Source organism: Mesorhizobium sp. M0145 (assembly GCF_040322355.1).
GTDB lineage: Bacteria > Pseudomonadota > Alphaproteobacteria > Rhizobiales > Rhizobiaceae > Mesorhizobium.
In genome coordinates this window covers 688,504-702,058 of the sequence record NZ_JAMYTK010000001.1, presented here as the reverse complement: position 1 = coordinate 702,058, position 13,555 = coordinate 688,504, and the positions used below count along the sequence as shown (strand labels likewise).

Here is a 13,555-nt window from a genome sequence, read left to right as displayed (position 1 = left end):
ACATACCATCCAGCTGCATTGTCCGGATCAGGCCGGCGGGAAATCCACTGGTCTTTCAAGAGAATAAGAACGCGACTTCCGGATGCTGCGGCCGTAGCGTTTAGGCTGAACGCGGGGGATCAGAGATAAAGCGTGCTTAAATGTGGTGGAATGCGCCACATCTTCGCCCCTTCACATCGGGTCTTGCCGAAGCCGCTCATGCCCATCGATGCGATGCCCGTTTCGAGATGCATTTGAAGTGGCTGCAGCGGAAGCGTGGTCAGGAAGTCTGTATTGTGGGAGACGGTCGAAAAGCAGGCGGAGCGTGAACATCCGGGGTCAAAAGTGGGGTTATGGTCAGCCTATCTGAAGAGTTTGGACAAATTGAGATTGTCAGTTTTAAGGTGCTATCGGGACTTAACGTGCATAGCACGAACACGGTGGTCAAATTAACCCTGAATATCGGGCGGCTAGCGGTTTCTTGCATCTCCGATTTTACTGCGCTGGCTCGCTCAGCGCTGTCCGAAATGTTTCCCGGTTGTGCACAAAACGCTTTGGTCCCTCGCTACATTGCCGACGCAATCCTGTCCGCTGATCTTGAGCTTCGCCGCGCGATGAATTTCTATTCGTTTTCGCCGACGGCGTCGCTAATAGGCGATCCGTCCGAAAGCCATCTTGCAATCGTTTGGGAGTCGGATGACCCGCAGATGTCGCGCGCGGCTGCTTCGGCTGTCGTTGACGCGATTGGTGAGGCGGCGCGAGGCGAGGACGGGGCAGCGAAATACGCTCAGACTCGGGAGCTAAACCTGGAAAGGGCGAAGAGACGACGTCTTTCAAATTCGACCGCTGTGCTTGTAGCTGCAGCTAAGAGAAATCACATCCCGTTCGAATTCATTGCCCGTAACCACCTTCGCCTTGGCCAAGGCAAGCACCAGAAGCAGCTGTTCTCGACGATATCGGGTTCTACATCGTTTGCGTCGGCGAAGGTGGCCTTGGACAAAAGGCTGGGCAACAGACTTTTGGCGCAAGCGGGGATCCCAGTACCCCGTCAGATTACCGTTCGCACCAAACCTGAGGCCGTCGCTGCCGCCAAACAGCTGGGTAAGACCGTCGTGGTCAAACCGGTTCAGGGAAATCAGGGGCGGGGAGTCTCGGTTAAACTGCGGGGACGCCGTGCAGTTGAGGCTGCATTCGATATAGCGCACGACGTCACTCAGTCAGAGCGGTTTGGCGTCTTGGTTGAGCAGTTCATCGCCGGCCCGGAATTTCGAGCGACAGTCGTTGACTATCATCTCGTGGCGGCGGTCATGTGTTGCCCGCCCCAAGTCGTTGGCGACGGTGAAAAAACGATAGTTGACCTGATTCATGATTTGAACCGAGAACCCGACAGAGACGGGAGACGTCTTTCTCCTGTAGAGATTGACGATGAGCTGCTACGGCACCTAGCCTTGCGTCGTCTTACGCTGGAGTCCGTCCCAATTTCCGGGCAGCCTTTGGTTCTCCGGCCTACCGGCCACCTCGCCCGTGGAGGCGTCCCGGTCGATGTTACAAACTCCGTTCATCCAGATAACAGGCAACTGTGCGAGCGCATCGTGAGAGTCATCGGCCTTAACATTGCCGGGATAGATCTCATCATGCCCGATATTGCAAGATCATACAAAGAGGTCGGGTGTACTGTCATCGAGGTAAATGCACGGCCGGGGATCGAGTTTCATCTTTGGCCGCGAGCGGGGACCTCGAGAGATGTGAGTGAGATAATCCTGGCCAATATGTACAGTGAGCCCGGCTCTTCGGAAATTGCCACCGTACTCGTCATCGGCGATCGACACACTGGTGCGGTGGCGACAGCAATCGATCATCGGTTCCAGGCGGAAGGGCGAAGAGTTGGTCTCTTGTCGAAAAGAGGCGCTTACATCAACACTGTACCCCAGGAATTTGGGCGGCGGACAACCCCGCAAATGCTGGCCAGAGACCCGTTCCTGGAAGCCCTGGTTTATGCAGCCTCTCCGGACAGACTTTGGGCGAGCGGTCTTTGTCTGGGTGCTTGCCGTGCGGTCTCGATGACTCGAACGGATGCAGACAATGGTACAGTTCTCGAAGATCTCGCTCAGCGAGTGTTGCAGTGCGGAAACCAGGGCTATTTCATTGTCAACAGCGAAGATGAATGGCCCCGCCGTGCGCTGTCGACCTTGCCGACCACACGACTAATATTGGTCAGTTCCGAGCCTGATACTGATACCGACCTACGTCGGCACCTACAGAGTGGTGGTTTGGTTCTAACTTTGAGATGGAGCACTGACGGATCGGGTGCCAAAATGGCGCTTTTGTCGAGATCTGGTGAGCTAGCCGCGGAACCCCTCGCATCTATGTCTCAGTCGCGGCCACAGCAAATAAGGTCTGCCATGCACGCAATGGCAATGTCGTATTTGGCAAAAAAGGATGGCTGGTTCGATGAAGTGGCCCCGTTTCCTTCAGTTCGGCCCGAGACGAACGACGTTCGATAGCAGTGATGAGTTTATCGATTCTGCTCAAGCTAAGGAGAGTAAGGTTATGAACACTGTTTCGCCGATTGCAACACCGAGTGTTTCGCTAAGTGATGCGGCGACACTCGTTGCTTTGACTTTGAAACGCACCACAAACAAAGCGGGACAGCCGCGAACCCGTGCAAGAATGTCGTACAAGACATTCAGGCGCCTGACTGGACGGCGTGTCGGCGGGGCGGCGTTCGTGAGAGGCTTCACGGAGGAATTGTTGAAGCTAGGCTGGCTGATGGTCCGTATGCCATCGGCTTACGGCTTCGTGCGCGCCGCCTCCCTCGACAAGTGGCGTCTCATAAAATCAAATATGGTCGCGGAAGAACTTAAGGTGATTAAGGAGGGATCTGCGGCGAAGGCATTGGAGAGCGCTCGGCAAGAGCTCGCTGGATCGGGTGAGAATAACGGTTCAGCAGGCGGCCTCAGTAAGGCAGTTCGAATAAGCGGAGAGAAGAAAAAGCCGGTCGCAAGCATCGGATAGATGTGCCTCGTCAGGAGATTGATTTGTGTAGCCCCCATCAGGGGCAGGCGAATTGAGGCCAAAACGCTGCCGGAAGCTGGGCTGCAGACTCGGATCCAGCTTCCCACCATGGAGCGAAAATGCGGCCTCAGAGCATGTTGAAGGACAATCTCCACGCCCTGTAGAGAGTTGGCCTCAGGGCAACCGACGGCATGTCCTTTCGATCAATTTCAGCACCCGTCGGCGAAAGGTTCGCAGGATTGCGGAGCGCAAGACTTGTGAATTCTTGCGTCTCAGCGTTCGCAGAAGAAGCAGTAGCTTTGGGGAAAAAGATGGCGACTGGATCTGTTTACGTCTGGGAGCGTTGCGATTCAGATTTTACTGGCGGCCGGGTGCATTCAACCGAGGTCGAACTGCCTTATCTTTGCCAAAACACGGGGAGGCAAGGGCTGCGTGGGCGGTACGTGGACGTAATCGGTCATCCAGCCACGGATGTTCACTGGCCCACGGGTGAGATGGGCGAAGCACTGCCCGACAAGCAAGGTAACTATGTTTTCAAGCCTTTCGGCGGCGGAATTCTTGGTGAACAGGAAGGTTGTGAGGCCGCGGCACGCTTCGGCCAGGTCAACGTCTACTACCACGTCTCCTTGATAGCTCATCGAGTGAACGAAGTGCTGCGTTCACTCGGCGAGGGCCCGTTGCCGAAGGTCAGAGCGATCGTTAATGCGCACCAGCCGAAACAAGGGGGAGTTAACGGGGATCTGCTTAGGTTGGTGCCGGTCAAAGGGACCAAATACCGATATCCAGCAAGAATCGAAAATCTCGATGATTTTTCGATCCCCCTCTGTGGGGAATTGCTGTTCGGCCCGGGGCGTGCAGTCACAGCGGAAGGGTGGCTTCCACGAATTTCAGGCGGTGCTTATCTGTGCGACCCCTCGCACAATGCCAGTTTCATATATCAGGCATTCGGGTTTCACGTTGTGCGCCATACCGCTGACATCCAAGCTGACAGGCTGCATGCACCGCGCGCCAGTTTCAGTAGGCCTGGTCCCCTTGAGTACGCCTTGAGCGCATACTTTGCGGCCGCGATGCTGTCGACTCCCTACGTATGGTGTTGGCACCTCCGTCATGATGCCGAGTTCGTACCATCGGATACTCTTGCCAATGATTCGCGTATGGACGACGCCGAGTTGCCACAGCCGGAGGCGCTGGTCGCGCAAGTCATAGCGGCGACAATGTGGGACCTACACAAGGCTTTTCCGGGAGACGAACTTACTTGTATTTCGTTAGTTGTAGCTGCCCTTTTGGCGCTGGGACGACTTTCTGATAGCCCGTATGCTCCTTCCGGAATTCGAACGCGTGCCCTCAGGTCACTTCCGGAGAACTTTGCCTCGTGTTTGCTTCATGCAGACCGAATGAGATTCAGCAGCCGTTACGAAACACTGATCCGAAGCGTTTTTGAGAAACGTGGGATCGGCTTTAGTTCTTCAGCGGTTGAGACATTGTTGGCACCCTCCGTTCAGCCACCCCTCTACCGCCTCAGTGAATCGGAAGAAGTCCGGCGCCATGTTGTAAAAATTCGCGAGAAGTTTTCAGAGGTCATAATTCCGGATGACATCGATCTCATCGACCCGGACCAACTTGAACAGTTCCTCTCTTCGTCCGCCAGCGCTCCGTACCATTTGGCGGCGGTCGGAGATGTGATGACCGGGATGCGGATGCGTCATCGTATCCGCAGGTTTGGCCCAGACTATGCCTTCGCCTGGGTCAGGCCGATCTTTAGACGCTGCGCTTTGATAACGGGAAACCTTGAGGGGCCGTTCTCCACCATCTCTGAGAAAGCAGGTACCACTCGGAACTACTCATACAAAGTGGACCCCAAGTCAGCCTCTGTCTTACGTCGTGCAGGCTTCGCTGCCATGACTGTCGCGAATAACCACATTCAAGACTGCGGTCGGGGTGGCGTGGTTGAGACGCTAGCCACGTTAGAGCGACAGTATATCCAACCGTACGGTGGTGGTAGGAACCAGAGCTCTGCTTACCACCCGGCGATTTTTGATGGCGCAGATATCCGCATCGGACTTCTCGGATATTACTGGAACCGTCGAACAGCGGCTCGTGGCGAACTTCCAGGCTCCGCACAAGATGTGCCCGAATTCGTCGAGCGTGATCTGGCCCAACTTCGTCCACTGGTCGATCGGATCGCCGTGATGGTACATTGGGGTTTGCCATACCAGCGCCAACCTACCGAGCAAGACCGCATGAAAGCACGGCTATTTATCGACCTGGGTGCGGACGCAGTCATCGGCCATCATCCCCACATCCTTCAGCCGATCGAGATTTATAATGGTCGGCCGATATTATACAGTGTCGGCAATTTTGCATTTGGGTCCGGAAACAGCAAAGGGGAGTCCATTCTGCCTTGCTTCCACTTTGGTGCGAAGCAGATCCGTTTAGATATTTATCCAGTTTACGCTCAAAACAGAGATCCGCGCCTCGACTACCAACCAAAGATAATGGGAGGAGCAGCCGGTCGCGCGACAATCGATCGGTTGCTGGCGTTGTCGCCTGGACTCGCCGATGTTGTCGTAGCCGTTCAAGACAGATGCCTTAGATTGGCCATCCCTGCACTGGCGTGAGGCTCCGAAGCTCATGCGTATGCCGTACGCGGATTTGCACTGGGTTCCTCGATCGCAATGGCGGCGCGAGCGATACGTGCCGACAAAACAAGGAGCCGATACCCTGTCACGCAGGACGCTGAGGTGCCGCGGAGGCGTCGCTTGCGAACATTGCGAGGACCAGACGTGGAGGAACGGACTCTTTACTGCTCAGCCGGTTTTGATTTGTTTAGCTGCCGCTAATGGGATATGTCATCCCTGCGGGATCGTCCATGGGAGCGACAGGTGCGATTTCTAATCCGTCTGTTAGGGGCAGTCGTCTTAGGCTGTAGTCTGACGTATTCAGGCCAAGTACTTGCCTGGAAGGTCGGCAAAGGTACGACCTCAGCAACTATTAACGGCATAAAGTTGACGGTATACACCTATCATCCGAAGAACTGTGCCAATCCATCGATCCTGTTCGTGTTCCATGGACTAAGCCGAACCGCCGAATCCTACCGAGACTACGCGCAGCCTCTTGCGGATCGAAATTGCCTGATAGTTATGGCGCCGCTTTTCGACCTGGAAAGGTTCCCAGGCTGGAGCTATCAGCGGGGAGGCATTGTCAACTCGGGCACAATTCAACCTCGGGACAGGTGGACTGTCTGGTACGTGAAGGGCTTGGTAAACTGGGCGAGGGCCCGAGAGGGGCTGCCGACTGCGCAGTATTACCTTTTTGGGCACTCGGCGGGAGGTCAATTCATGTCGCGTGTTGCAGCATTTGCCTTGTCGGATGCCAAGAGAGTGGTCGTAGCCAATCCGTCGACCTACGTATTGCCCTCGCTAGCAGAGGCGGCAGCCTACGGGCTGGGATGTCTCTCCTCGGGTTGCGTCTATACGCCGGATCAAGCCTCTCAGGAGTTGAAGGCCTATCTGGCTTTGCCTCTAACAATCTATCTTGGAGAAGACGACACTGGCGATGTCGATCTAAACGAAAGCGCAGCTGCTATGCGCCAAGGAGAGACGCGTTTGGATCGGGGGCAGTTCACTTTTGAGCTGGCGCAAGCTGTCGCGACCGCTAACGGGTGGCCTTTCAATTGGCGTCTCGTGATTTTGCCGGGTGTCGGACATTCGGCACGCGACTTGTTGCAGTCTGACCAGGCTCAGCAAGTCTTCGGCCTTAAGTAAAGAATTAGCACATCGCTGACTTCAAGGTCTGCCGCGTTTCACTCAGCTCAATGAGCAGCGAGACAGCTTGCATCGCCTTTTTGCCGAGCGTGAATTGCCGCTGCGTTTTGTTGTTCTAATTTAGTAAATTCTAAACCATCTTCGGTCTAAGTTGCTCTTAAGAGAGGGCTTCTGGATGCGGAGACTGAAAGATCTGCCGCCCGAAAAACGGGGGAACTTTGCCGTCGCGATGGCCTTAATGGTGGTGCCACTGGGCTTGGCCCTCGGCCTTAGCATTGACTTTACCAACGCCGCTTCCTGGAGATCCAAGCTGCAGGAGATAGCCGATTCGGCGGCTCTTGTTGCTGTCGAGAGCGATGGAGGAAACGAAGCAGCCGTCCAGGCCGCGAAGAATTGGGCGCTGGCCAATGGCTCCTTCGTGACCGGCGCTGTCGTTGGGGTGAGCATCACCACTCCTTCTGCTGGGACGCGAGAGGCGGCGGTTGAAATCTCAGCTGGAATGCCAACCGCTTTCATGAGTCTTGCTGGAATTCGGAGCATTAACCTTCACGCGGCGGCAACGGCCCGAAAAGCCGCGCCGGATTATTGCTTCTATGTCCTCGATCCTGCCTCAAATGGAGCGCTGACGGTAATGGGTTCCGGGGGGCTTTCGGTGCCAAACTGCGGTATCCAAGTGAATTCCTCCAGTCCAAGGGCACTGAGGCACGTTGGAACCGGAAAGATTGTCGCCAGAAAAATCTCTATAGTGGGCAATTACCAAGGCGGCGGTTACACCATCATCCCGAAAACCAACCAACCCGAACTTGCAGACCCCCTTGTCGATCTACCGCAGCCCGTTCCACCGAACGGCTGCGACTACAGTGATCAGATGCTGACCGATGTTACCATTCCGGCCGGCCGGGTGTTCTGTGGAAACATTGACCTCGATGGAAATGTCGTTCTTTCTCCCGGAGTTCACTATTTTCAGAACGCAACAGTGAGCATCGGCAGCCATGTGAATCTCTCGGGCGACGAAGTCACGATATTCGTTGACTCCGAGTCAAGCATTATTCAGTCAGCAGGCAAAGGTGGCGTAAGGATTTCGGCTCCCACGAGTGGCATTTACGCTGGCATCGCTATCTTCGGGTCACGCACAGTTACGCCCTCTGTGCCCACGGTCTCATTGTCCGGAAACAAAAACTACTTAATTGAAGGGGCTATCTACCTGCCCCATCATCGTTTTCGGATGAGAGGGACAACAGACCTGAAGTCGACTGCCAACTCAGGTTGGATTGTTGCGTGGCAATTTTTCTATAGTGGCAACTCGAGTGTGGCCCTGGACTGGTATGGTGCGACTCCGCCGAAAGGCCTTGGAGACTTAGGAATAGTGCTCCTTCGCTGAAGCAATACTGATGTCAGTGCTCGGCACAGGGCTAATCTTTGTTGTTGCTGCATTGGGCTCGGACCAACCAACCATTCCCGGCGGCTGCCGTTATATGCATGGCCGAAATGACCGAGCGGGCATGACTGTGCGCAGCTCTTCGGTTGGCGGCGTCCAGCCGGCGCTACCCTGGTCACCCGGAGGCAGCACAGATCGAATCAGGCGGCGAAGCACAATTTTCCGCCAAGTGCCTGAGACTGTTTGGTAGTGGAACCAGTCATGGGCGGAGCTGATCTCCGGTCAATTTTTCTGCTTTGGTCCAAAAAAACAGCGAAATTCGACGAATCTCAACGTTTCGGGCACTCCTCAAACACCGATGCTATATCGCGGCGGACTAGCGTCCAAATTGCCGGCGCAAGCGAGTTACAACTTCATGCAGACCCATGGCATTCGAAGCTTTCACAAGAAGGCGGTCCTTCGCGCGCAGGATAGTGGCGAGCTCGGGCAACACATCGTCTGCTGTCGCGAAGTGTGGGCCGAGGAGGTACTCCGGCAGGGCACGACGGAGATATGTCATCTGCGTCCCAACCGTGATCACCATATCCAGATCGGCCGCGAGAACGGGTTCCGCCAGACCGGCGTGAAATTCGGCCGATCGTGGCCCGAGTTCCCGCATGTCGCCAAGAAGGGCAAGCTTTCGGCCCCCACTTGCGCGCTTCCCCTCAGCGAGTGCCGCCAGCACGGCGGCCACCGATGTCGGATTCGCGTTGTAGGCCTCATCGACGACATGGATCTCGCCGGACGCGAGGGCGATGCGTATGACTTCGCCACGTCCGTGGATGGCCTGCACCTCCCCGAGCGCATTGGTCGCAGCTCCCAGATCAAGGCCGAGCGAATCGACAGCCGCCAGCGCGCTGAGGCTGTTGACTGCCATGTGCCGCCCTGGATTACCTAGCTTGTAGGCGAAATCCCGGCCCTTCAGGACCGCACGCACCAGTTGATCTTCGTGCGAATAGTCCACGAGCCGGTAGTCGGCCTTAGCATGTCCACCGAAGGACACGACCTTCGCCCCGAACGACAGCGCGCGGGCTCGGAGATATTCGAAATGCTCGGAATCCCGAGGCATGATCGCAGTGCCGCCCTCAGCGACATCGTACAGGCGGGCTTTCAACTTGGCGATGGCCTCACGCGAGCCGTACTCTTCGAGATGGGCGTCGCCGATCGTCGTGATAAGAGCGACATGCGGCTTGAGCGCAGATACCTCAAGGAGCCGCCGAAAAAAGCCAATCGACACCTCGACAGCGTGGATGCCATCAGGGGGAAGGTTGGCGATCAGGCCGAGCACGCCGGAGACGGTATTGAAGTTTTCGCCCGGAAAAGGTGGATAACCAGCTGCGGTGAGAATGACGTTGATCATCGCCGTGGTGCTCGTCTTGCCGACGCTGCCGCCAACCGCGATCAGGCGTCCGCCGTAAGCAGACCGCGCTCGCTCGGCGAGATACTTCATGGCGACGCGGACCGAAGCCACCCGGAGCAACGGCAAGCCTTCGAAGTTGGGCCGGTACTCTCGGTCCGCGAGGAGCGCGAGCCCCTGTCGCCTGAAGCGCCTGATCTTCCTGGGGTGTACTCCGTAACGGTAGGTGCCAACGCGCGGGATGACGAGCGCGCCGGGGCCGATCAGTGCGTCGCAGAAGGCTATGCAGTCGGTCGTCCAGGCTTCCGGCAACTCGCCTTCCCATATGCCTCCGGTGATCTCCGCAAGCTCAGCCTTCGTCCAAGGGTGCATTTCTCCCCCTGTCCTGCCGATCGACCCGAATCACGTTAACCCGCGCCCCGGCCACCTTGAATAGGTGGCCGTCCGACATCCCTGTCCTGTGGTTCGATCACTTTCAGCCAATTCCGCTCAATGTGCAATGGTTCCGGGTACCACCTGAGACCTTTGCCGGGTTCAAAGCGGCCTTCGCCAAGCCCGCTACTTTAACGACCACATCCGCAATCACTTTTGAGATCGTCTGGTTGGGACCGATCACGATCTTGGATGAGCGAAACCATCTGTTCGAACGCTAGTCACCTATTCATCGAGTTCAACGGCTCATGGTCGGGGAGACAGTGATGCAGCACCTCGCCAAGGTTTCGCTTGTCGAACGTCTGGCCACAAACGGGGCAGAACTCGAAATATCCTGCTTCGTCGTTGGCCGGCGGCCCGTGGCGCTTGCCCTTGATGCCGGTTGCGGGGTTGTTGGTTCGATCTCGTCTCACGTTGGTCGCCACCGCACGTAACTTTCATGGGGACGGGCCGACAGCCGATCGGGGGTTCCAGCGGGCCGCCGGGCCTACCGGCTGCCAGTGGCGTTGCCGGGTAGAGTCAATTGTAGGCCATTTCATGCGTCATTACTAATACAATAAAATGATAGCGTTCCGTTCCTCTAGCCGCCAGACCGGGCGCGTCCATTCCCCCTATGATGCGGACTTTGGTGGACAATCCGCCCTAAGGGGACGGATGGACACACGAGTCGAGTTCGACCTCGTGATCGATGATGCCGATGTTCGCATTCTTACTCGCCGCGGTCTCGATTGAACGACGAAGTAGCGAGACCTTTCGGCGCCGCCAAGGAGACGTCGACGCTGACGGTCGGTAGCGGCTGTCGTCCGTCGTCTCGGTGCGTCGAAAAACGGGCAAGTTGATTGGGAACAACGATTACCTACCTCGATTTAGGCATCGTAGCGCCGCGCTTCGCAGCGGTTTTGGGCCGCTTCGCCCTGGAATATGTGTGCCCAAAGTCTGAAGGTCTGCGAAATTCGCCGTACTTATTTCGCAAAAATCCTGCAAAAAAAGTGCGGCGATTTCGCGCTAAGTGCTTGAAAAACGTGGTGATCCCGACAGGAATCGAACCTGTGACCTACAGATTAGGAATCTGCCGCTCTATCCTACTGAGCTACGGGACCATCGCGCCCGACACATAACCGCTTCGGGACGTTTCGCCAAGAGGCAGCTAGGCCGCTCGCTTGGGTTCGACCGCGAACGGGCTCAGGCCCAGCCAGGTCTGCATTTTACGGGCGATATCCTGGTCTCCCGTCAAGATGACTTTCGTCCCTGCCTTCTCGACGGTGATCAGCCCCATCCAGATTTCGGTCATGGTGTGCAGGTCGGTCGAGACGTAGAGATCGACATCGAAGCCCGGGTCGTACCAGCAGAGGTCGACCTCGCCGTGCTTCTCGACGATCAGCCACCATGACCGTTTCGAGGCGGGGAGCTCCTGATATAGAAATTGTATCACCGTGCGGCCGTCGGGCAGCGGCGACGCGTTGAGATTGCGCCGCATGTCCCACATCAGCAGCGACGGATCGAGGTTCTTCAGCGACAGCCGCGACTCGACCCATTTCTGCCCCCAAAAGCCCATCGCCTCGACAACGGAACGCAGATCCCTGCCTGCCTCGGTCATCCGGTATTCGAAGATGCCTTTCTCGCCGCGCACCTCCTTGCGCTCGACGATCCCGGCCAGCTCGAGCTCCTTGAGGCGTTGCGACAGAAGGGTCGGCGACATTTTGGGGACGCCGCGGCGCAGATCGTTGAAACGGGTCGAGCCTGCCACCAATTCGCGAAGCAGAACCATGGTCCAGCGGGTGCACAGCACCTCCGCGGCCATCGATAACGGGCAGAACTGTTTGTATCCGGACTGGGTCACGACGTTGCCTTCCCCTCAAACTCAGCCGGGACCATAGGCCTTTCCCGGCGGCGCGGCGAGTACAGAAACTGTACCGGCCCAGTGTGGTGGATTTGAAGTTCCTGCTTTCTGGGTGGCATCAGCGTTAGGAACTTCAAATCCAAAACCACACTGGAAATCCAAGCATTTGCTGGTGTGGCTTTTGAATCCGAAATTCGCTCGCTGCGTTGCTCCAAAGCGAATGCGAATTTCGGATTCGCCACACCAGTACAGATCGCGGACTGGCTGGCGCCGGCCTTGCCGTGCGAGCCCTTGGCCGCTGCACGGGATACCCCTGTGCACGACCAGGAGACATGACCCATGACCGCTTACGTTATCGCAGACATCAAGGTGAGGGACCCGAAGTGGATGCCGGCCTATGCCGCGTCAGTCCACGACCTCGTTCACAAGCACGGCGGCAGATATCTGTCGCGCAGCGGCAATGTGAAGACGCTCGAAGGCAAGCCGCTCGACACGACGCTGATTGCCTTGATGGCGTTCCCGACCGAGGCCGCGGCGCGCGCCTTCACCGACGATCCTGCCTACGCGCCGTTCGTTTCGGCCCGTCAGGGCGGCAGCGACAGCCGTTTCCAGCTGATCGACAACTCCGATCTGGCCGGAACCATCCCGTATCTGCCGAAGGGATGATCTTCCCCTGCATTCGTCGCATCGGGATAGGGATCTCCCAGCAACAACAGCCACAGCGCCCACCTGCCGGACCTCCTTACTTCCGGCGGCCGGCCGGGCTGTGCTTTTCAAGAAGAATGGAATGACTATGACAATCAACTTTCGCAATAGAGTTCTCGCTGCCGCGGCGCTGCTGTCGGCCTGCACTGCGCTGGCGCAGGCGCATCAGGCAGCGCCCGCGTCCGGTCCCAATCCGCTGGCCGACAAGGTACGCGCGGCCAACAGCCGCTTCGAGAATGTGGCGGCGGCGACCGCTGAGGGCTATGCGCCCATTCCTTGCGCCAGCGGCATCACCGGCGGCGCAATGGGCATCCATTACGTCAATCCGGGCTACCTCAAGGACGACGCGGTCGATGTCGCCAAGCCTGAAGCCGTCATGTACGAGCCGATGGCCGACGGCACGCTAAAACTGATCGCGGTCGAATACATCACCTCGAAAGGCCCGGCCTCGCTCGACGGACATCTGTTCAACTTCAACAGTGCGCCCAATCGCTATGGCCTCGGTCCGTTCTACGAGCTGCATGTCTGGGCCTGGAAGGGCAACCCGACCGGCGCGTTCGCCGATATGAACCCGAACGTGTCGTGTGAACCGACGACTGCTGCCAGCCAGTAAGCAGCCGAGCCAGGCGGCGCCAACGCCGCCTGGCCGCGCTGAATTGCGGGGCAGCCGGCAACGGGCGCAAAGACGGCTCAGATAGCGGAACTTTCGGGATGCCGGCGCGCTTTAGTGTCCCGAAGGAGAGACCGCATGAGCGCGACCAAAGAGTTCTTTGAAACCTGGCTGCAGGAGAATGTCGGCAATCTGCCGGCCGAGAGCGAGGTGAGCGTCGCCGTCCTGGCGCAGCAATTCGAACAGGATGCCGACGCTGCCGGCTATGGCCACGAGGTTCGCGAAGACGAGCTCGGCAATATCCAGGAGGCGATCGAGGCAGCCCTGACGAAGGCGAGGACAGGCGAAGAGCCGCAGGCTGCCGACGACAATGAGCTGGCGCCGGTCATGGAGGCGCTGGAGGTCGAGGATCCGAAGAGCGGACCGTAGCGGTTGC

At 57.5% G+C, this 13,555-nt stretch carries 10 protein-coding genes and 1 tRNA gene; 8 read left to right on the top strand and 3 right to left on the bottom strand.

Annotation, left to right across the window (positions count from 1 at the left end; genetic code table 11):
* Positions 1-332 precede the first annotated feature (332 nt).
* The 5 genes from NKJ28_RS03515 (at position 333) to NKJ28_RS03495 (ending at position 8,139) form a co-directional block, all read left to right on the top strand.
* Positions 333-2,483 (top strand): ATP-grasp domain-containing protein, encoded by a 2,151-nt coding sequence (locus tag NKJ28_RS03515; protein ID WP_352574890.1) that lies wholly within the window; start codon positions 333-335, stop codon positions 2,481-2,483.
* A 46-nt stretch (positions 2,484-2,529) separates the two neighbouring features.
* On the top strand, positions 2,530-2,994 hold the full coding sequence (locus NKJ28_RS03510; RefSeq protein WP_352457629.1) for a hypothetical protein: 465 nt from the start codon (positions 2,530-2,532) through the stop codon (positions 2,992-2,994).
* A 311-nt stretch (positions 2,995-3,305) separates the two neighbouring features.
* Entirely contained in the window at positions 3,306-5,612 is a 2,307-nt protein-coding gene (locus tag NKJ28_RS03505) for a CapA family protein (protein WP_352634075.1), read from the top strand.
* A gap of 720 nt (positions 5,613-6,332) precedes the next feature.
* Positions 6,333-6,758: a hypothetical protein gene (locus tag NKJ28_RS03500; RefSeq protein WP_352451186.1), complete on the top strand. Its 426-nt coding sequence runs from the start codon at positions 6,333-6,335 to the stop codon at positions 6,756-6,758.
* A 175-nt stretch (positions 6,759-6,933) separates the two neighbouring features.
* Positions 6,934-8,139 carry a TadE/TadG family type IV pilus assembly protein gene (locus NKJ28_RS03495; RefSeq protein WP_352574895.1) on the top strand — a complete coding sequence of 402 codons (1,206 nt, stop codon included), beginning with the start codon at positions 6,934-6,936 and terminating at the stop codon, positions 8,137-8,139.
* Between the two features lie 373 nt (positions 8,140-8,512).
* On the opposite strand, the gene NKJ28_RS03490 is transcribed toward NKJ28_RS03495, so the two are convergent.
* From NKJ28_RS03490 to NKJ28_RS03480, 3 genes are all read right to left on the bottom strand, one after another.
* Complete coding sequence (locus tag NKJ28_RS03490; RefSeq protein WP_352570596.1) at positions 8,513-9,904, bottom strand: UDP-N-acetylmuramoyl-tripeptide--D-alanyl-D-alanine ligase; 1,392 nt, start codon at positions 9,902-9,904, stop codon at positions 8,513-8,515.
* A gap of 1,083 nt (positions 9,905-10,987) precedes the next feature.
* Positions 10,988-11,064, bottom strand: a tRNA-Arg gene (locus tag NKJ28_RS03485).
* Positions 11,065-11,111: 47 nt separating this feature from the next.
* Positions 11,112-11,804, bottom strand: a complete 693-nt coding sequence (locus tag NKJ28_RS03480; protein WP_023677872.1) for a winged helix-turn-helix transcriptional regulator — start codon at positions 11,802-11,804, stop codon at positions 11,112-11,114.
* Positions 11,805-12,143: 339 nt separating this feature from the next.
* Between NKJ28_RS03480 and NKJ28_RS03475 the strand changes: the two genes are divergently transcribed.
* From NKJ28_RS03475 to NKJ28_RS03465, 3 genes are all read left to right on the top strand, one after another.
* Complete coding sequence (locus NKJ28_RS03475) at positions 12,144-12,470, top strand: DUF1330 domain-containing protein (protein ID WP_023677873.1); 327 nt, start codon at positions 12,144-12,146, stop codon at positions 12,468-12,470.
* Between the two features lie 121 nt (positions 12,471-12,591).
* A complete protein-coding gene (locus NKJ28_RS03470) occupies positions 12,592-13,122 on the top strand; it encodes a hypothetical protein (RefSeq protein WP_352570595.1) in 531 nt (176 codons plus the stop codon).
* Positions 13,123-13,257: 135 nt separating this feature from the next.
* Entirely contained in the window at positions 13,258-13,548 is a 291-nt protein-coding gene (locus NKJ28_RS03465; protein WP_352451191.1) for a hypothetical protein, read from the top strand.
* Positions 13,549-13,555 lie beyond the last annotated feature (7 nt).

Bases quoted from the DNA above. Each gene is read 5' to 3' on its own strand.
- NKJ28_RS03475 (WP_023677873.1), top strand. From the start codon at position 12,144: ATGACCGCTTACGTTATCGCAGACATCAAGGTGAGGGACCCGAAGTGG.
- NKJ28_RS03505 (WP_352634075.1), top strand. From the start codon at position 3,306: ATGGCGACTGGATCTGTTTACGTCTGGGAGCGTTGCGATTCAGATTTT.
- NKJ28_RS03515 (WP_352574890.1), top strand. From the start codon at position 333: ATGGTCAGCCTATCTGAAGAGTTTGGACAAATTGAGATTGTCAGTTTT.
- NKJ28_RS03495 (WP_352574895.1), top strand. From the start codon at position 6,934: ATGCGGAGACTGAAAGATCTGCCGCCCGAAAAACGGGGGAACTTTGCC.
- NKJ28_RS03470 (WP_352570595.1), top strand. From the start codon at position 12,592: ATGACTATGACAATCAACTTTCGCAATAGAGTTCTCGCTGCCGCGGCG.
- NKJ28_RS03465 (WP_352451191.1), top strand. From the start codon at position 13,258: ATGAGCGCGACCAAAGAGTTCTTTGAAACCTGGCTGCAGGAGAATGTC.
- NKJ28_RS03490 (WP_352570596.1), bottom strand. From the start codon at position 9,904: ATGCACCCTTGGACGAAGGCTGAGCTTGCGGAGATCACCGGAGGCATA.
- NKJ28_RS03500 (WP_352451186.1), top strand. From the start codon at position 6,333: ATGTCGCGTGTTGCAGCATTTGCCTTGTCGGATGCCAAGAGAGTGGTC.
- NKJ28_RS03510 (WP_352457629.1), top strand. From the start codon at position 2,530: ATGAACACTGTTTCGCCGATTGCAACACCGAGTGTTTCGCTAAGTGAT.